The 17,547-nt window shown below is 41.6% G+C and carries 16 protein-coding genes; 13 read left to right on the forward strand and 3 right to left on the reverse strand.

Going from position 1 to position 17,547, the window contains the following annotated elements; genetic code table 11:
- The first annotated feature begins 33 nt into the window (after positions 1–33).
- From clpX to yihA, 3 genes are all read left to right on the forward strand, one after another.
- Positions 34–1,299, forward strand: a complete 1,266-nt coding sequence (gene clpX, locus AWH49_RS02820; RefSeq protein ID WP_018394081.1) for an ATP-dependent protease ATP-binding subunit ClpX — start codon at positions 34–36, stop codon at positions 1,297–1,299.
- Positions 1,300–1,458: 159 nt separating this feature from the next.
- The gene (gene lon / locus AWH49_RS02825) at positions 1,459–3,783 is read left to right on the forward strand and encodes an endopeptidase La (RefSeq protein WP_034286261.1); all 2,325 of its coding nucleotides are present in this window, start codon (positions 1,459–1,461) and stop codon (positions 3,781–3,783) included.
- Entirely contained in the window at positions 3,780–4,406 is a 627-nt protein-coding gene (gene yihA / locus AWH49_RS02830; RefSeq protein ID WP_063964565.1) for a ribosome biogenesis GTP-binding protein YihA/YsxC, read from the forward strand. The genes lon and yihA overlap by 4 nt, the downstream gene beginning before the upstream one ends.
- Before the next feature lie 196 nt (positions 4,407–4,602).
- On the opposite strand, the gene AWH49_RS02835 is transcribed toward yihA, so the two are convergent.
- A complete protein-coding gene (locus AWH49_RS02835; RefSeq protein ID WP_018394078.1) occupies positions 4,603–5,109 on the reverse strand; it encodes a hypothetical protein in 507 nt (168 codons plus the stop codon).
- 190 nt (positions 5,110–5,299) lie between these two features.
- On the opposite strand from AWH49_RS02835, the gene hemA reads away from it, so the two are divergent.
- From hemA to hemL, 6 genes are read left to right on the forward strand one after another with little or no spacing between them, the layout of a single operon-like run.
- On the forward strand, positions 5,300–6,646 hold the full coding sequence (gene hemA, locus AWH49_RS02840; protein ID WP_063964566.1) for a glutamyl-tRNA reductase: 1,347 nt from the start codon (positions 5,300–5,302) through the stop codon (positions 6,644–6,646).
- A gap of 13 nt (positions 6,647–6,659) precedes the next feature.
- A complete protein-coding gene (locus tag AWH49_RS02845) occupies positions 6,660–7,493 on the forward strand; it encodes a cytochrome C assembly family protein (RefSeq protein WP_018394076.1) in 834 nt (277 codons plus the stop codon).
- A gap of 31 nt (positions 7,494–7,524) precedes the next feature.
- Positions 7,525–8,451, forward strand: a complete 927-nt coding sequence (gene hemC / locus AWH49_RS02850) for a hydroxymethylbilane synthase (RefSeq protein WP_034286258.1) — start codon at positions 7,525–7,527, stop codon at positions 8,449–8,451.
- A 2-nt stretch (positions 8,452–8,453) separates the two neighbouring features.
- Positions 8,454–9,221, forward strand: coding sequence for a uroporphyrinogen-III synthase (locus AWH49_RS02855; RefSeq protein ID WP_063964567.1), 768 nt, complete (start codon positions 8,454–8,456; stop codon positions 9,219–9,221).
- A gap of 5 nt (positions 9,222–9,226) precedes the next feature.
- Positions 9,227–10,201, forward strand: a complete 975-nt coding sequence (gene hemB / locus AWH49_RS02860) for a porphobilinogen synthase (protein ID WP_018394073.1) — start codon at positions 9,227–9,229, stop codon at positions 10,199–10,201.
- A gap of 21 nt (positions 10,202–10,222) precedes the next feature.
- A complete protein-coding gene (gene hemL / locus AWH49_RS02865; protein WP_063964568.1) occupies positions 10,223–11,512 on the forward strand; it encodes a glutamate-1-semialdehyde 2,1-aminomutase in 1,290 nt (429 codons plus the stop codon).
- 142 nt (positions 11,513–11,654) lie between these two features.
- Here the strand turns inward: hemL and AWH49_RS02870 are convergent, their stop codons facing one another.
- A complete protein-coding gene (locus tag AWH49_RS02870) occupies positions 11,655–12,557 on the reverse strand; it encodes a MerR family transcriptional regulator (RefSeq protein WP_063964678.1) in 903 nt (300 codons plus the stop codon).
- A 190-nt stretch (positions 12,558–12,747) separates the two neighbouring features.
- On the opposite strand from AWH49_RS02870, the gene AWH49_RS02875 reads away from it, so the two are divergent.
- On the forward strand, positions 12,748–13,209 hold the full coding sequence (locus tag AWH49_RS02875) for a hypothetical protein (RefSeq protein WP_082862646.1): 462 nt from the start codon (positions 12,748–12,750) through the stop codon (positions 13,207–13,209).
- Between the two features lie 28 nt (positions 13,210–13,237).
- Here AWH49_RS02875 and AWH49_RS02880 read toward each other — a convergent pair whose 3' ends face one another.
- Positions 13,238–14,221, reverse strand: a complete 984-nt coding sequence (locus AWH49_RS02880; protein ID WP_063964569.1) for an EAL domain-containing protein — start codon at positions 14,219–14,221, stop codon at positions 13,238–13,240.
- 178 nt (positions 14,222–14,399) lie between these two features.
- On the opposite strand from AWH49_RS02880, the gene AWH49_RS20610 reads away from it, so the two are divergent.
- From AWH49_RS20610 to AWH49_RS02895, 3 genes are all read left to right on the forward strand, one after another.
- The gene (locus AWH49_RS20610; protein WP_063964570.1) at positions 14,400–15,716 is read left to right on the forward strand and encodes a globin-coupled sensor protein; all 1,317 of its coding nucleotides are present in this window, start codon (positions 14,400–14,402) and stop codon (positions 15,714–15,716) included.
- A 62-nt stretch (positions 15,717–15,778) separates the two neighbouring features.
- A complete protein-coding gene (locus AWH49_RS02890; protein ID WP_063964571.1) occupies positions 15,779–16,846 on the forward strand; it encodes an ABC transporter permease in 1,068 nt (355 codons plus the stop codon).
- Positions 16,847–16,849: 3 nt separating this feature from the next.
- The gene (locus tag AWH49_RS02895) at positions 16,850–17,539 is read left to right on the forward strand and encodes an ABC transporter ATP-binding protein (RefSeq protein ID WP_063964572.1); all 690 of its coding nucleotides are present in this window, start codon (positions 16,850–16,852) and stop codon (positions 17,537–17,539) included.
- Positions 17,540–17,547 lie beyond the last annotated feature (8 nt).

The raw sequence follows: 17,547 nt of genomic DNA on the forward strand, positions 1-17,547 counted from the left end.
GGCTGCACCAACATAGCATAAGGGGTGAACTAGGTGTTTAAATTTAATGAAGAAAAAGGACAGTTAAAATGTTCGTTTTGCGGAAAATCACAGGATCAGGTGCGTAAACTCGTAGCTGGGCCGGGGGTATATATTTGCGACGAGTGTATTGAGCTCTGCACAGAAATCGTGGAAGAAGAACTTGGTACAGAAGAAGAAGTTGAGTTTAATGATGTGCCGAAACCGACGCAAATTCGTGAAATTTTAGGTGAATATGTCATCGGTCAGGAACGAGCGAAAAAATCACTCGCTGTTGCAGTTTATAATCACTATAAGCGTATCAACTCCAATAGCAAAGTGGATGATGTAGAATTATCTAAATCAAACATTTGCCTAATCGGGCCGACAGGAAGCGGTAAAACACTTCTTGCGCAGACGCTTGCCCGTATTTTGAATGTGCCATTTGCGATTGCAGATGCAACATCTTTAACAGAAGCAGGATACGTTGGTGAAGACGTTGAAAATATTTTGTTGAAGTTAATTCAAGCGGCTGATTATGATGTAGAAAAAGCAGAAAAAGGCATTATTTATATCGATGAAATTGATAAAGTAGCCCGTAAATCGGAAAACCCGTCCATTACACGAGATGTTTCCGGTGAAGGGGTACAGCAAGCGCTTCTCAAAATTTTGGAAGGTACGGTCGCAAGCGTGCCGCCTCAAGGTGGACGTAAACACCCGCACCAAGAATTTATCCAGATTGATACGACAAACATCCTTTTCATTTGTGGAGGAGCATTTGATGGTGTTGAGCAAATTATTAAACGCCGTCTCGGTCAAAAAGTGATTGGTTTTGGATCTGATACGAAAAAAGAAGAAGTAGCAGATAAATCACTTCTTTCTCAACTTCTTCCAGAAGATTTGCTTCGTTTCGGTTTAATTCCAGAGTTTATTGGTCGTCTTCCGGTTATTTCAAGTCTTGAGCAGCTTGATGAAAGTGCGCTTATTGAGATTTTGACGAAACCGAAAAATGCGCTTGTGAAGCAATATGAGAAAATGCTTGAGCTTGATGATGTTGAGCTTGAATTTGAAGATGAGGCACTTCGCGAAATTGCAAAAAAAGCCATTGAGCGTAAAACAGGCGCGCGTGGACTTCGTTCCATTATTGAAAGCATTATGCTTGAAGTGATGTACGAATTGCCTTCGCGTGATGATATTAAAACATGTGTCATTACAAGCGAAGCAGTGACCGATCATACATCGCCGCGTCTTTTGGACGAAAATGGTAATGAAGTCGATTCAGCTGATAAAACATCTGCATAATGAGGTGTTTTAAAAAGGGACAGTGCCTATTTAGGCGCTGTCCCTTCTTTTCCATCGACATCATTAGTCATTTTACGATAAGATAAGATAAGATAAAAGAAAGAGAAGCACCCCGCTTACATACGGTGGGATGGTTTTTTTTGCAGGGAGGGATATGTCATGAAGGCAGAAACAATCTACACAGTACCGCTTTTGCCGCTGCGCGGGATGCACGTGTACCCGACAATGGTACTTCATCTCGATGTTGGCCGCGATCGTTCCATTGAAGCTTTAGAGGCCGCAATGATGAACGATCAGCTTGTTTTCTTATCAGCACAAAAAGATCCGGAACTCGATGATCCATCTGGAGACGATGTATATGAGGTCGGCACCCTTACAAAAGTGAAACAAATGTTAAAGCTTCCGAACGGGACGATTCGGGTTCTCGTAGAAGGACTTAATCGTGCGAAATTAATTTCCATCGTTGACCAGACATCTTTTTACGAAGCGGTCGTTGAAGTTCACGAAGAAGAAAACGAAAAAGATGCCGAAACAGAAGCGCTCATGAGAATGCTGTTGAAGCAGTTTGAACAATACGTAAAACTGTCGAAAAAAGGTTCTTCTGATACGTTAAGCTCCGTTTCAGATATTGAAGAACCAGGCAGACTTGCTGATATTGCTACATCGCATATATCACTTAAAGTGAAAGAAAAACAGGAAATTTTAGCGACATTTTCAGTAAAGGCACGTCTTGAGCATCTCATCTCACTTTTACAAAATGAACGTGAGGTACTGAATTTAGAGAAAAAAATCGGCCAGCGCGTGAAAACATCGATGGAAAAAACGCAAAAAGAATATTATTTACGTGAGCAGATGAAAGCAATCCAGCAGGAACTGGGCGATAAAGAAGGCAAAATGTCTGAAGTGGAAGAGCTGACAGTGCGTATTTTAGCAGCGACTATGCCGGAACATGTTGAAAAAGCAGCAATGAAAGAACTGGAACGCTATGAAAAAATCCCACAAAGTGCAGCGGAAAGTGCTGTCATTCGCAACTATTTAGAGTGGCTTATCGTGCTGCCATGGTCAAACGCGACCGAAGATGATTTGGATGTAATCAAAGCAGAAGGTATTTTAAACCGCGATCATTATGGTCTTGAAAAAGTGAAAGAGCGTGTGCTTGAGTTTTTAGCAGTTCGCCAATTAACGCAGTCGCTGCGCGGTCCAATCCTTTGTCTTGGAGGGCCTCCAGGTGTGGGGAAAACAAGTTTGGTCCGTTCCATTGCTGAATCACTTGGACGTAACTTTGTTCGCATTTCACTTGGCGGTGTTCGCGATGAATCGGAAATTCGCGGCCACAGACGTACATACGTCGGTGCAATGCCAGGCAGGATTATTCAAGGAATGAAAAAAGCAGGTACTGTCAATCCGGTTTTTTTACTGGATGAAATTGACAAAATGTCGAATGATTTCCGCGGTGACCCGTCATCCGCACTTCTTGAAGTACTCGATCCGGAACAAAATGCGAACTTCAGCGACCATTACATTGAAGAAACATATGATTTATCGAATGTAATGTTCATTGCGACAGCGAATGATTTAAGCGCGATTCCGGGACCTTTGCGCGACCGGATGGAGATTATTTCAATTGCTGGTTATACAGAAGTCGAGAAAGTTCATATCGCAAAAGATCACTTATTTCCGAAGCAAGTAAAAGAAAATGGATTGACAGGTAATCAAATTCGATTAAAAGAAGAAGCTATCTTTGATGTCGTTCGCTACTACACGCGTGAAGCGGGTGTTCGTAGTCTTGAGCGTCAGCTGGCGGCTATTTGCCGGAAAGCAGCAAAGAAAATTGTGTCCAATGAGAAAAAGCGGATCACCGTTACTGATAAAAATTTGCAGGATTATCTTGGCAAACGCATTTTCCGTTACGGTCAGGCGGATACAGAAGATCAAGTTGGTGTGGCGAATGGTCTGGCGTATACGACGGTTGGCGGCGACACCTTGCAAATTGAAGTATCACTTTCACCTGGAAAAGGCAAACTGATTTTGACCGGTAAGCTTGGTGATGTGATGAAAGAATCGGCGCAGACTGCATTCAGTTATGTGCGTTCTAAAGCAACTGAACTTGGGATTGAAGCAAATTTCCATGAGCATCATGATATTCACATTCACGTTCCGGAAGGCGCAGTCCCAAAAGACGGTCCATCTGCCGGTATTACGATGGCTATTGCACTCATTTCCGCTTTAACAGGCCGACCTGTGCGCCGTGACGTTGGGATGACGGGTGAAATTACATTGCGTGGACGTGTCTTGCCAATTGGCGGTGTAAAAGAAAAATCACTCGGTGCGCACCGTGCGGGACTAAAAACAATTATTTTGCCAAAAGATAATGAAAAAGATATCGATGATGTGCCGAAAAGTATCCGCGAGGGGCTGACATTTTTAACAGTTTCGACGATGGATGAAGTGCTGGACATCGCGATCGGAGGAAGCAATAAATGAAAGTAAATAACGTAGAACTGGTCATCAGTGCCGCAAAACCACATCAATATCCGGATATCGGATTGCCTGAGTTTGCACTGGCCGGCCGTTCAAATGTTGGGAAGTCGTCATTTATTAACCGAATGATCGGCCGAAAAAGTATGGCGCGTATTTCATCGAAACCAGGAAAAACGCAGACACTCAATTTTTATAAAATTGAAGACACTCTGTTTTTCGTCGACGTTCCGGGTTATGGTTATGCGAAAGTGGCAAAGACGGAACGAGCATTATGGGGTCCGATGATTGAAACATATATGGCGGATCGCCCACAGCTTGCGGCTTGTATCCACATTGTTGATTTGCGGCATGCGCCGTCAGCAGATGATGTCGTTATGTATGACTTTTTGAAGCACAACGAAATTCCAGCGATTGTTATTGCGACGAAAGCGGACAAAATTCCAAAAGGCAAGTGGCAGAAGCATTTAAAAGTCGTCAAAGAAACACTCGACTTTGATCCACTTGATGAAATCATCGTCTTTTCATCGGAAACAGGACTTGGAAAAGAAGAAGTATGGAAAGCTGTCAAGAGAAGAATGTACAATGATAAAGAATATGAAAAAGCAAATCGTGAAGAAAGTGAATAAAAAAAGCTGTTCCCGTTCATGAATGGGAGCAGCTTTTTCTTACTAGCCAGAAAGCGACTTGAGCAGTTAAATAGTTGCTTTAGTGAGCAGAAATAGTAATAAATCGGTCATAAAAGGAACTAAATAATCCGAAAGGACAGTAAGTGGTCACAAATCTATGCACCTGATCAGAAATAAGCATAAACGACATGCGTGATCAATATTTCGATGATTTTCCGACACTCTTCTTTACAAACAGTAAATATCCGCCGGCTGCAATTAAAATGAACGGCCAAAACTGCCAGATAGAGAACGCTTTTTCTTCAAGAAGTCCGAACCAGCTCGTGATGGTACCGTAAAACAGCGCTATAGCAGCCAACGTTAAAAAAAGAATGCCATGAAACAAGCCGCTGCCTGTTTTTTGATACTGCAATAAAAAACCAAGTGCGATAATTAAAATAAACACGCCGGTGTCATTAGCCCACCAGCCGAGGTAGTCGATCACATAAAAATGAATACCAAATCCAGTTAACACGGTACCTGCTAAAATGCCGTTCCCGTCACTTTTATAGCCTTCTGCCAAAAAAGCGATACCAGTAATGAGCAAAAGTGCCGGCCAGCCAAGGTAAGGTTTCACCCATAAAATGGCGGACTGCTGGAAAAAAAAGTACAAGCCGAATCCGATTAAAATAAAGCCTGGAAAAATACGCTGTCCATTCATCATCAAAGTCCCCGCTTTCCAAATGATTCTATTGCAAAAATCGTTTCTTTTTGATAATGTTTATAATGTAGATATATACATGAAAAAGTGCTACCTTTAATGTTAGCATATGTTCACAATTCGTGAATGAGAAAAATGATTTAAGTGTGGTATAATACGAACAACAATGATTCGTTTTCGGGGGTGCAGTAACATGCATATCATTACGGTGGGATTAAACTATAAAACAGCCCCGGTAGAAATTCGCGAGCGTCTTTCTTTTCAAGAAGATGTAATTGAAACAGCGATGACAGAGCTCCAAAAACAAAAAAGTGTGCTCGAAAATGTCATTATCTCGACGTGCAACCGTACTGAAATTTACGCGGTCGTTGATCAGCTGCATACCGGTCGTTATTACATTAAAGAATTTTTATCCAAGTGGTTTAACATAGAACAGGAAGAATTTACGCCTTACTTGTTCATTTACGAGCAGGAAGCAGCGGTCGAGCATCTTTTCCGCGTCACAGCAGGTTTAAATTCAATGGTGCTTGGTGAAACACAAATTCTCGGGCAAGTTCGTCAAAGCTTTTTGCAATCGCAAGAAATAGACGCAACTGGCACCGTGTTTAATCAATTATTTAAACAGGCTATTACGCTTGCTAAGCGTGCACATGCAGAAACAGAAATCGGTGCGAATGCCGTATCGGTAAGTTATGCAGCAGTTGAACTCGCAAAGAAAATTTTCGGGAAACTTGACGGGCGTCATGTACTCGTTATCGGTGCCGGAAAGATGGGCGAACTTGCGATTAAAAACTTGCACGGAAGCGGTGCAACAAAAGTGACGGTTATGAATCGGACATTTGAAAAAGCAGAAGTGCTTGCTGGTCGTTTTGACGGACAGGCCAAAACGATGAATGAACTGCAATGTGCGCTCGTTGAAGCGGATATTTTAATCAGTTCAACTGGTTCAAAGGAATATGTCATTACGAAAGAATTAATGACAAGCGTGCAAAAAATGCGGAAAGGGCGCCCGCTTTTTATGGTGGATATTGCGGTTCCACGTGATATTTCGCCAGAACTTTCCGATCTCGATAGTGTCTTTTTATATGATATTGATGATCTAGAAGGCATTGTGCAGGCGAACCTGGCTGAACGCGAAAAAGCGGCGGCAAACATCGGTCTTATGATTGAAGAAGAAATCGTCGAGTTTAACGAATGGGTTAATCTGCTTGGTGTTGTGCCTGTTATTTCTGCACTCCGTCAAAAGGCATTAGCGATTCAGGCAGAAACGATGGAAAGCCTTGACCGCAAACTGCCGCATATGAGCGATCGTGACCGGAAAGTGTTAAGCAAGCATACGAAAAGCATCGTTAATCAAATGTTGAAAGATCCTATTTTGCAGGCGAAGGAACTTGCAGGCGATAAGCGTGCAGCAGAGAAGCTTGATCTATTCATGCAAATCTTCAATCTTGAAGAAGACGTGAAAGGACTAAAGCAGTCGCAGGTAAAAGAAAAGGAATGCGTCCAGGTAGTTCATGCAAAGCCTTTACTCCAGTTTTAAGTGAGGTTACGCAATGTTTGAACAAGGAATGACCCGGCTTCATGAACTAATGATTATTTTATATGCAGTAAGTGTACTTCTCTATTTCCTTGATTTTGTACAACGAAACCAGAGGGCGAATAAAATCGCCTTCTGGATTTTATCGATTGTTTGGAGTCTTCAAACAATTTTTTTATGTCTTTACATGTATAATACAGGCAGATTTCCAGTCCTCACATTATTTGAGGGACTTTATTTTTATGCATGGGTACTGCTGACAATGTCGCTCATTTTGAATAAGTTACTTCGAATGGACTTTACCGTTCTTTTTACGAATGTAATCGGCTTTTTAATTATGACGATCCACACATTTGCGCCCGTACAAGTCGAATCGCAGGCGGCGGCGGAAAAGCTTGTTTCGGAACTTTTACTTATACACATTACGATGGCGATTTTGTCATACGGCGCTTTTTCTCTTTCATTCATTTTCTCAGCACTATATTTACTTCAATATCGTCTGCTAAAAACGAAAAAATGGAATGAGCGTCTCTGGCGTCTTGGCGATCTCGGTCAGCTCGAAAAGTTGTCGGTCATCTTAAATGCAATGGGCGTACCGCTTCTCTTGCTCAGTCTCATTCTTGGACTCGTTTGGAAAACACTTAAATTACCGGATGTCAGTTGGTTTGATTTGAAAATTATTGCGTCATTTGTTTTACTATTGATATACAGCATTTTTTTATATGTAAAAGTAAGAAAAGAATGCTCAGGAAGAACGCTTGCATTTATTAATGCGGCAGCGTTTCTCATTATTTTAATTAACTTTTTCCTCGGAAGCCGGCTGTCCACATTCCATTTCTGGTATTCGTGACATCCGGCTTTCGGTCTAGATGGAGGGTATTATGCGAAAAATTATTGTCGGATCAAGAAGAAGCCGTCTCGCGTTAACGCAGACGAATCAAGTCATCGATCAGTTGAAAAAATTGTCACCTGAGACCGAATTTGAAGTAAAAGAAATTGTGACAAAAGGCGATCGGATTTTAGATGTCACATTATCTAAAGTCGGCGGTAAAGGCCTTTTTGTGAAAGAAATCGAGCAAGCGATGTTTGACCATGAAATCGATTTGGCCGTTCACAGCATGAAAGATATGCCGGCTGAACTTCCCGAAGGACTTGTGATCGGTGCGGTACCAGAACGCGAGGACCATCGAGATGCCTTTATTTCAAAAGGGCATGTAAAATTTCGAGACTTACCAGCGGGTTCAATTATTGGCACAAGCAGCCTTCGCCGCAGTGCTCAGCTCCTTGCCATGCGTTCTGACATTGAAATTAAATGGATTCGCGGCAACATTGATACGCGTCTTCAAAAGCTAGAAAATGAAGAATACGATGCGATTATTTTAGCAGCAGCCGGTCTCGCACGCATGGGCTGGTCATCTGATATCGTCACAGAATTTTTGGATGAAGACTTATCAGTTCCCGCGGTCGGACAAGGGGCGCTGGCGATTGAATGTCGTGAAAATGATGTCGAACTTCTTGATTTGCTAGCAAAATTCACATGTGAAAACACGAAGAAAACGACGACAGCAGAGCGTGCTTTTTTAACAGCCGTCAATGGCGGATGCCAAGTACCGGTTGCAGGCTTTGCGACAGCAGATGGTGAAACACTCTCTTTAACAGCACTTGTTGCGTCACCAGATGGCAAGACGATTCTAAAAGAAACCGTTGAAGGCCATGACGCAAAGCAAGTTGGTTTAGAGGCCGCTCGCCTATTAAAAAAACGTGGTGCTGTTGACTTAATTGAAGCAGCGAGAGCAGAATCAGAGTGAATATGGATCAACCGTTATCAGGAAAACGAATTGTTGTAACGCGTCCTGCAGGACAGGCAGCACCGTTTATTGGTAAAATAGAAAAAGCGGGCGGCACAGCATACGCGGTGCCGCTTATCGCGTTCAGAATGTATGAAGACATTCAGGACGAAGCTGTATTGAATCAGCTATTTACATATGACTGGATCATCATCACGAGTAAAAATGGTGTTGATTTTTTTATGAAGAAAGTGGAAGAGATGGGCGTGGATATAAAAGACATTCCGGCTAAATTTGCGGCGATCGGGACGAAGACGGCTGAATCACTTGAGCGGTACGGTCTAATGGTTTCCTATATTCCGAAGCGATTTTCAGCAGATGATCTGGCGAAAGACATAGAAACAGGACGGTTTGTGCCCAAAAATGCGCTTATTCCAAAAGGAAATCTTGCCCGTGACTTAATTGGTGAGACGATTCGCAAAACAGGAGCGGCAGCAGATGACTGGATTGTGTACGAAACGTATTTTCCAGAAAAAGAAAAAGAAGCACTGCTTCATCTCATCCGTCATGAACAAATCGATATGTATACATTTACAAGCCCATCGGCTGTCCGACATTTTATTTCTACGTTAAACGAAGCAGAAGAGCCGATTCCAGAGGCTGACTTTGCCTGCATTGGACCGGTAACGAAAAAAGAAGCAGAGAAATATGGAATGACGATTTCGATCTGTCCGGATGAGTATACGACTGATTCGCTCGTTTCTGACATGATCTATTATTACAAGGAGTGAAGAACATGACAAACGAATTTGCGAGACATCGTCGTTTGCGTCAAAGCGCCAATATGCGTGCATTAGTACGAGAAACGGTGTTAAGTGTGAATGATTTTATTTATCCTTTATTTATTGCAGAAGGAGAAGGTGTTCGAAATGAAGTATCTTCAATGCCAGGTGTATTCCAGCTTTCCATCGATAACTTGAAAGAAGAATTCGATGAAATCGTCAGCCTTGGCATTAAAGCGGTCATTTTATTCGGTTTACCGGTTGAGAAAGATGACGTTGGAACAGGTGCCTATCACAATCATGGGATCGTTCAAGAGGCGACACGTTATATTAAAGAACAGTATCCTGATTTACTCGTCATCGCGGATACGTGCCTTTGTGAATACACAGACCATGGCCATTGCGGCGTTGTGGAAGACGGTAACGTGTTAAATGATCCGTCGCTTGAGTTGCTTGCGAAAACGGCGGTAAGCCAGGCAGAAGCAGGTGCAGATATTATCGCGCCTTCGAACATGATGGATGGCTTCGTGACGGCGATCCGCCAAGGGCTTGATGCAGCGGGCTATACGGAAATTCCGATTATGTCCTATGCCGTCAAATACTCATCTGCGTTTTACGGACCGTTCCGTGAAGCAGCGGATTCTACACCGCAGTTTGGCGACCGGAAAACGTATCAAATGGACCCGGCAAACCGTCGTGAAGCGATGCGTGAAGCAGAAGCTGATATGGAACAGGGCGCAGACTTCTTAATTGTCAAGCCCGCTCTCTCTTATCTTGATATTATTCGTGACGTACGCAATGAATTTGATGCACCGGTTGTGGCGTACAACGTAAGCGGCGAATATTCAATGGTGAAAGCAGCGGCATTGAATGGATGGGTGGATGAAAAAGCGATCGTTCTGGAAAAATTAACGAGTATGAAGCGAGCAGGCGCAGACTTGATCATGACGTATCACGCAAAAGATGCGGCGCGCTGGTTAAGCGAATAATAATTGGAAGGGGATATACGGATGCGTTCATTTGAAAAATCGAAAGCAGCGTTTGAAGAAGCAGTCAAAATGATGCCAGGCGGTGTAAACAGTCCGGTTCGTGCATTTAAATCAGTTAATATTGATCCGATCTTTATGGAGCGAGGCAAAGGGTCACATATTTATGACATTGATGGCAATGAGTACATTGATTACGTTTTATCATGGGGTCCCCTTATTCTCGGCCACACGAATGAACGTGTAGTGGAGGCATTGAAAAAAACAGCAGAAACAGGTACAAGTTTCGGTGCTTCGACATTACTTGAAAATGAAATGGCTGAACTTGTCATTGAACGCGTTCCATCGATTGAAGTTGTCCGTATGGTCTCAAGCGGTACAGAAGCAACGATGAGTGCACTTCGCCTTGCACGCGGCTATACAGGACGAAATAAAATTTTGAAATTTGAAGGATGCTATCACGGACATGGCGATTCGCTGTTAATTAAAGCGGGTTCAGGCGTGGCAACGCTCGGTTTGCCAGACAGCCCAGGCGTTCCAGAAAGTGTTGCGAAAAATACGATTACAGTGCCATATAACGATTTAGAAAGCGTTCGTTACGCGTTTGAACAATTTGGGGATGATATTGCCTGTATCATTGTTGAACCGGTTGCCGGCAACATGGGTGTCGTTCCGCCTCAGCCAGGTTTCCTTGAAGGGCTGCGTGACGTCACGGAACAATATGACGCACTTCTCATTTTTGATGAAGTGATGACAGGTTTTCGTGTCGGTTACAATTGCGCACAAGGTCATTTTGGCGTGACGCCGGATATTACGTGTCTCGGCAAAGTAATCGGCGGCGGTCTGCCTGTTGGAGCATACGGCGGGAAAGCAGAAATCATGAATCAAATTGCTCCGGCCGGTCCGATTTATCAAGCCGGTACATTATCCGGTAATCCGATGGCGATGACGGCAGGGCTTGAAACACTTCGCCAGCTCACACCGGAAATGTACGACGAATTTGCGCGTAAAGCAGACTCGCTTGAAAAAGGATTGACGGAAGCAGCACGAAAACACGGCATTCCAATTACATTCAACCGTGCTGGCTCGATGATCGGCTTTTTCTTCCATGAGGGACCTGTTCGCAACTACGACGATGCGAAAAACTCTGACCTCGCTTTATTTGCGGATTATTACCGTGAAATGGCATTGGAAGGTGTTTTCCTGCCGCCGTCTCAATTTGAAGGACTATTTTTATCAACAGCTCATTCGGATGAAGACATTGAAAAAACAATTGCAGCCGCTGAAAAAGCATTCAGCCGGTTGAAAAAATAATTTATTTATTAGAAGAGTTGTTTTTATAACGTAATGTAATGAAATGACCTCGGCGTCTTGTGGCCGAGGTCATTTCGTTTTTTATTTAGCATAGGAAAAAAGAGAACAATCCACAAGCTGCCAATAAACTAGAAGCAAAGTCTTAATTGACAATATCTTCGATTGAATCGGTCACATGGATTGCACGTAAAGTCATGCCAGCAGTGTATTGTATGGAGCCGCTGCCGCCAAGATAGAAATCGATTTCCCTATTTTTAGCGGCGAATTCATCAAGGCTTTTTAAAAGATTAGGATCCTTTTCAAAGGGGATCGTCGTTGTGGCAGAGAGCAGGACTTTAGTAGGTTTTAGTTTTCGCACTAGCGATTCGATAGAGCCAGGAGCAGGAGAAGCTCCGATCAATATCGTTTTCCATCCTTTTATCATAAATTGCAGCAAGATGATATGCAAAGGTATTTCATGACGCTCATATGGAAGACATGCACCTAAAATTAAAGAAGCATCATCCCTGCATTGATAGTTTCGACGGATTTGCACTAAAAAGTCCCGTACGACAAGACTTGAGATGGACTCTTGATATTCATCCCACTCGCCTTTTCCCCATCTGTTTCCGACTTCTTTTAAAAAAGGAACGACGACAGATGTTAAAAACGTAGCCAATCCTAAATGATGATAGGCTTGTTGTAATACGAGGTGTAATTCTAATTCGTCACAGTGAGTACCTTTTTCGAGAAGTTGAAAGACATAGTCATTCAGCTCTTCATAATGTAGGATTGATTCTTGATCAATCGAGAGATCTATCGTTTCGTTATCCTCTTTAACGATCACAACGGCTTGTTTAATCGAGTATCCTTTCTCGGAAAGTGTTTTGACTTTCAAAAGGGTGTTTACATCTTTTTCACTATAAACTCTATAGCCATTTGCTAATCTCTCCGGTTGTACAAGTTCATACCTCTCTTCCCATTTGCGGATGACTTGTTTTGAAAGCCCTGTTACATCTGCAACTTGTTGTATATAATAAGGCCCGCTTGCACGAGATTGATTCATGATATTCATCCTTTCCATCATTGACTCCAATAGTACAGACCTTGTTTCGTATAAGCTTAAGCAGCGCAAATAGACAAATGTTGTACATTGTTAACGAAATAACATTATACAATACTATAACGTTTAAGCGAAACTATGATATAAATAAAAGAAATAATCCAATACGGAATAGGAAAGAAGGGAAGAGTTAATGATGTTGAACGAGCGACTGATACGAAAAGCTAGTCTATCTGGATTGATCGCAGGTATGATTTTAGCTGTATTCTTAAAAATGGTGGAGCAAACAACTCATTATAAAGTATATACACTTTTATTGAATGTCGATTATATCCCTATTCTCAACCGATATACTTTTTCTGAATTTGTTGAAGTCGTGTTCCATCTCATCATTTCTATCGGATTAAGTCTGTGTCTGTACCTCGCGATAAGTTACATGAACATAACCTCCCGTAAAAGAATGATTTCATTGTGCACGGCTGTGTGTATAATAATCGGTCTCATTCTTTTTCCGACGACGGCTTTATCTCACAGGACACCTTCCATCACAAGTATGCCTGCTTTTTCTTATTGGTTAGCAGGTCACGTTGTGTACGGATATACGTTAGGTTTTTTATTAGCAAGATGGAAAACACGAAATCTGAATAGAAAATGAGTGGGAGACGTGCAAACCGGTTCCTTTGCTATGCACGGATGGGAGCCGGTTTGCCGAATAAATAACCTTGAAAGAGCTTATACCCACACTTTTTTAACCATACAAAATCGTCCCTGTCTTCAATTCCTTCTGCGAGAGGAATGGCGCCAACCTGTACGGCTGATTTCCATATATTCCTAGAAACTATCTGCTTAACTGGATCTGAAGAGATGCCTTGCACGAACTTCATGTCCAGCTTCATGTAATGCGGAGCCAATTGTTCCAGCACTTCAACTGTGCTGAACTCTTCACCGACATCATCCAATGCATAATGAAATCCTTTCTCTCTGTAATATATCAATATTCTTTTTAAATGCTCCAGATCGGTCACTCTTTCTGTCTCCACTACTTCAAATACAAATCGTGAAGGTTCGATTCCGAGTTGATCAGCGAGCTGAACGGTCGATTTCAAACAATGTTCCGGTGAGTAAATAGAAGTTGGAATAAAGTTAATAAATACCTTCTTATCGACCATTGCAGCACTTCGAACAGCCGTCATCCGACAAACACGGTCTAGAGCATACATCCGGTTGCGTTTTTTGGCTGCCGAGAAAACATGATAGGGAGCCCAGGCTCGACCTGAATTATCTTCAAAACGAGATAACATTTCATACGCGTAAACTTGCTCTTCTGTATCTACGATCGCTTGGATATGACACGTGACTAACTGTTCAAGGATGACTGTATCAATCCATTGGAATTCAAGTAAATCTAAGACCTCTTGGATTGGTTTCCAATCACGCTCATCAATTCGAAATGAAATGTCCTTTAAATTCATATTGTCAGAGAAATAATCAAACAATCCAGCAACAGCAGCTTCTTTTACAACTAATCCATCATTACTGCCGTTAATCAGTAGTTTGTTCTTTTCGAGATAGGTGCGTATTTGCGGGATGTGATGCAAATTTTCTTTCCCGGAAAAGTGGATTTGATAGTAAAGTGCTGACGGATCACATGCTTTACATTGGTACATGTACGTTCCTCCAAACTATTTTTGTTTTCTTTATCATATAGCAAAATTATCAATTTGTATAATCTTTTAATTTATACATTATACAAACATTTGACGTAAATATATTTTTCTGTTATTAATTAAGATAAGAAAGAGTCATTTCTAGGATCATAATTATGATTAGCAGGAGGGATGGAAGTTGGATAGATTTTTTAAATGGAAGAATAATAGGAAAGAGAAGCAGTCCGTTTTGGGACAAGGACAACTTCTGATACCAATGCCGACGATTGATTTGCATACATATCCGGAATTAAAAAAGCAGATGGATTTGATCGAATTAACGGCACAAGATTTAGCACTTATAAAATCATTTCAGCCGCTTGTAAGAGAACAGATCGATGAAATTGTATCTGTCTTTTATGACAAAGTGTTAGCAGTTCCGTCGCTGCGCCAAATAATCGAGGAGCGCAGCACGATAGAGCGATTAAAGCAAACGTTGCGCACATATATTATAGAGATGTTCGATGGAGAGATTGACGAGGCATCTATCCAAAAGCGGATGAAAGTGGCACAGATGCATTTTAAGATCGGTTTAGAACCTAAGTGGTACATGGGCACGTTCCAACAAGTGCAGGAAGTCATTATCCGATTGATCAATAGAGAACTGCCCGTAAACGACATGCAGGAAAAGGTGATGTTAACCGTTTCAAAGCTAATCAACTTTGAAATGCAAATTGTTTTGGAAGAATATGAAAGAGAAAATGTCAAATTGCGTGAATCCCAATACGAGATTGTGAAAACCGAGCTGAAAAGTAAAATCTCTTCAATCAGTGAAGATCTCGCCAACCTGACAGTAGAAACGACTACATCCGTCAAACAAGTGGACGTACATGCCGGCAGGATGCGTGAGAGCATCCATTTAAATGTAGAAAGTGTAAGACGAATCCAATCGGATGCTACTGAAGGAAATGAAATGGTTCAACAATTGAAATCGCAAATGAAGTTTATTACGGGCGGCACGGAACAGATGGGGGAAATTATAGGTCAGCTTAAATCATCCTCCGATCAGATTATAAACATTATCACCATGGTGAAACAGATCGCCGAACAAACAAACTTATTGGCGCTGAATGCATCGATTGAGGCGGCGCGGGCGGGTGAGCATGGAAATGGATTCGCGGTAGTTGCCCAAGAAGTCCGAAAATTGGCTGAGCAGTCTAAACAGTCGGTCGAGCAAATTACGAGTCTTGTTCATATGTCCACTGCACTGACGAATCAGGCTGTCGACACGATCTTTGATGTCAAACAAAGCGTTGTACTCGGATTAGAAGGCTCTACAGAAACACAAACAAAGTTTAGGGAAATACTTCATTCAATCGAGGAAAATGATCGGCATATTAATCGTGTGGAGGAGGATGTAATGGAACTTGTTCAGGTAATTAAAGCGATTGGCAACGATACGAAGAACGTAGCAGCAACTGCTGAAAGTCTTCATCACACGGCCACTCAACTGTAGACAGCCATTCCAGTTATTGATGGACCGATCATTAATTTAATAAATTAATAGGATGTGAAACGATGTTTTTAGCTTGGAATGAAATAAAAAAGAATAAATTACGCTTTACGTTAATTACAGGTGTTTTAATGCTTGTCTCGTACTTAGTTTTCTTTTTATCGGGTCTTGCTACGGGTCTTGAAAGTTTGAATAGAGAATCAGTAGATAAATGGGAAGCGACAGCGATCATTTTAACTGAAGAATCGGATAAAAGTTTGCCTCAATCTTCAATGATCCTCGATGAGGTGAACGGTGTCGATGCAAAAGAAAGTGCCGTAATTGGTCAAATAAATGCCATCGCCGCAAGTGGTGATCAAAAGAATAATGTGTCAATTTTCGGCATTGAGAAAGACGAATTTATTATGCCGAATGTAACGGAAGGCAAAGAATTTTCGAATACCAATGAAGTCATTGCCAGCGATTCATTAAAAGAAGATGGATTTAAACTAGGTGATAACTTACAACTATCATCTACAGAAGAACGCCTAACCATTGTTGGTTTTACAGATGAGGCACGTTTTAATGGAGCTCCTGTTCTTTATGGGGATTTATCTACTTTTCATCGAGTTAAATATGGAGAAGCCGCTGAACTAAATGCAGATCAAATAAACGGTATTGTTGTCCGGACAGATGATCTCTCTTCTGTTACTCAAAATGATGCACTGGAAGTAAGTGAAATCGAAACATTTATCCGAAATTTACCTGGCTATACGGAACAAAATTTAACGTTAAACTTTATGATTTATTTCTTATTTGCTATTTCATCTGTCATTGTGGCCATTTTCTTATACGTCTTGACTGTTCAAAAAATAAGTATGTTTGGCGTCATGAAAGCACAAGGTATTTCAAATAGATATTTATCTCAATCGGTCATTGCCCAAACATTTATTTTAGCCGCCATTGGTGTAACGGTTGGCTTTGTATTAACACTTATTTCAGGCGCTTTTTTACCAAGTGCGGTACCTGTATCTTTTGATCTTGCAATAATGATTCTGTATGGACTGATACTGATCATCGTTGCAATACTAGGCGCTGTATTTTCGGTACTAACTATTGTGAAAATCGACCCATTAAAAGCGATAGGAGGCTAAATGATGGCTATTTTAGAATTAAATCAAGTAAAGAAGTCATTTGGCACAGACCATAAAAAAGTAGATGCACTTAAAGAAACAAATTTCCAAGCGAATAAGGGGGAATTAATCGCTGTCATTGGTCCGTCAGGTTCGGGGAAAAGCACTTTTCTAACGATTGCAGGAGGTTTGCAAACCCCATCTAGCGGTGACATTATCATTAATAATCAAAACCTCACGGCGTTAAATGAAAAGAAGCGTTCTAAGATTAGGTTAAAAGAGATAGGCTTTATCTTACAGTCTTCTAATTTAATACCATTTCTGACGGTGGATATGCAAATGAAGCTATTAGATAAAGTGAAAAAAGGGAACATGACGAAAGAAGAACTAGAGCAGCTTTATGAAGATTTAGGTATTAGCGACCTTCGCAGCAAATACCCCGTCGATCTATCAGGAGGAGAACGTCAGCGGGCAGCTATAGCAAAAGCATTATACAGCAATCCATCGATTATTCTAGCGGATGAACCGACAGCATCACTTGACTCTGATCGTGCTTATGAAGTGATGGAACTTTTAAAAAATGAAACAAAGAATAAAAATACAACGACCATTGTCGTCACTCATGACATCCGCTTAATTGGTTATTGTGACAAAGTGTATAATATGACAGACGGTGTCCTGACGTTAGAAAAAGAGAAACAGGCAGTTGAATGAACAAACAA

Source organism: Domibacillus aminovorans (genome assembly GCF_001643235.1).
Lineage (GTDB): Bacteria > Bacillota > Bacilli > Bacillales > Domibacillaceae > Domibacillus > Domibacillus aminovorans.

Excerpts from the sequence above, each read along its gene's own strand:
- lon (WP_034286261.1), top strand. The coding sequence starts at position 1,459 with ATGAAGGCAGAAACAATCTACACAGTACCGCTTTTGCCGCTGCGCGGG.
- yihA (WP_063964565.1), top strand. The coding sequence starts at position 3,780 with ATGAAAGTAAATAACGTAGAACTGGTCATCAGTGCCGCAAAACCACAT.
- AWH49_RS02835 (WP_018394078.1), bottom strand. The coding sequence starts at position 5,109 with ATGATGAATGGACAGCGTATTTTTCCAGGCTTTATTTTAATCGGATTC.
- hemA (WP_063964566.1), top strand. The coding sequence starts at position 5,300 with ATGCATATCATTACGGTGGGATTAAACTATAAAACAGCCCCGGTAGAA.
- AWH49_RS02845 (WP_018394076.1), top strand. The coding sequence starts at position 6,660 with ATGTTTGAACAAGGAATGACCCGGCTTCATGAACTAATGATTATTTTA.
- hemC (WP_034286258.1), top strand. The coding sequence starts at position 7,525 with ATGCGAAAAATTATTGTCGGATCAAGAAGAAGCCGTCTCGCGTTAACG.
- AWH49_RS02855 (WP_063964567.1), top strand. The coding sequence starts at position 8,454 with ATGGATCAACCGTTATCAGGAAAACGAATTGTTGTAACGCGTCCTGCA.
- hemB (WP_018394073.1), top strand. The coding sequence starts at position 9,227 with ATGACAAACGAATTTGCGAGACATCGTCGTTTGCGTCAAAGCGCCAAT.
- hemL (WP_063964568.1), top strand. The coding sequence starts at position 10,223 with ATGCGTTCATTTGAAAAATCGAAAGCAGCGTTTGAAGAAGCAGTCAAA.
- AWH49_RS02870 (WP_063964678.1), bottom strand. The coding sequence starts at position 12,557 with ATGAATCAATCTCGTGCAAGCGGGCCTTATTATATACAACAAGTTGCA.
- AWH49_RS02875 (WP_082862646.1), top strand. The coding sequence starts at position 12,748 with ATGATGTTGAACGAGCGACTGATACGAAAAGCTAGTCTATCTGGATTG.
- AWH49_RS02880 (WP_063964569.1), bottom strand. The coding sequence starts at position 14,221 with ATGTACCAATGTAAAGCATGTGATCCGTCAGCACTTTACTATCAAATC.
- AWH49_RS02890 (WP_063964571.1), top strand. The coding sequence starts at position 15,779 with ATGTTTTTAGCTTGGAATGAAATAAAAAAGAATAAATTACGCTTTACG.
- AWH49_RS02895 (WP_063964572.1), top strand. The coding sequence starts at position 16,850 with ATGGCTATTTTAGAATTAAATCAAGTAAAGAAGTCATTTGGCACAGAC.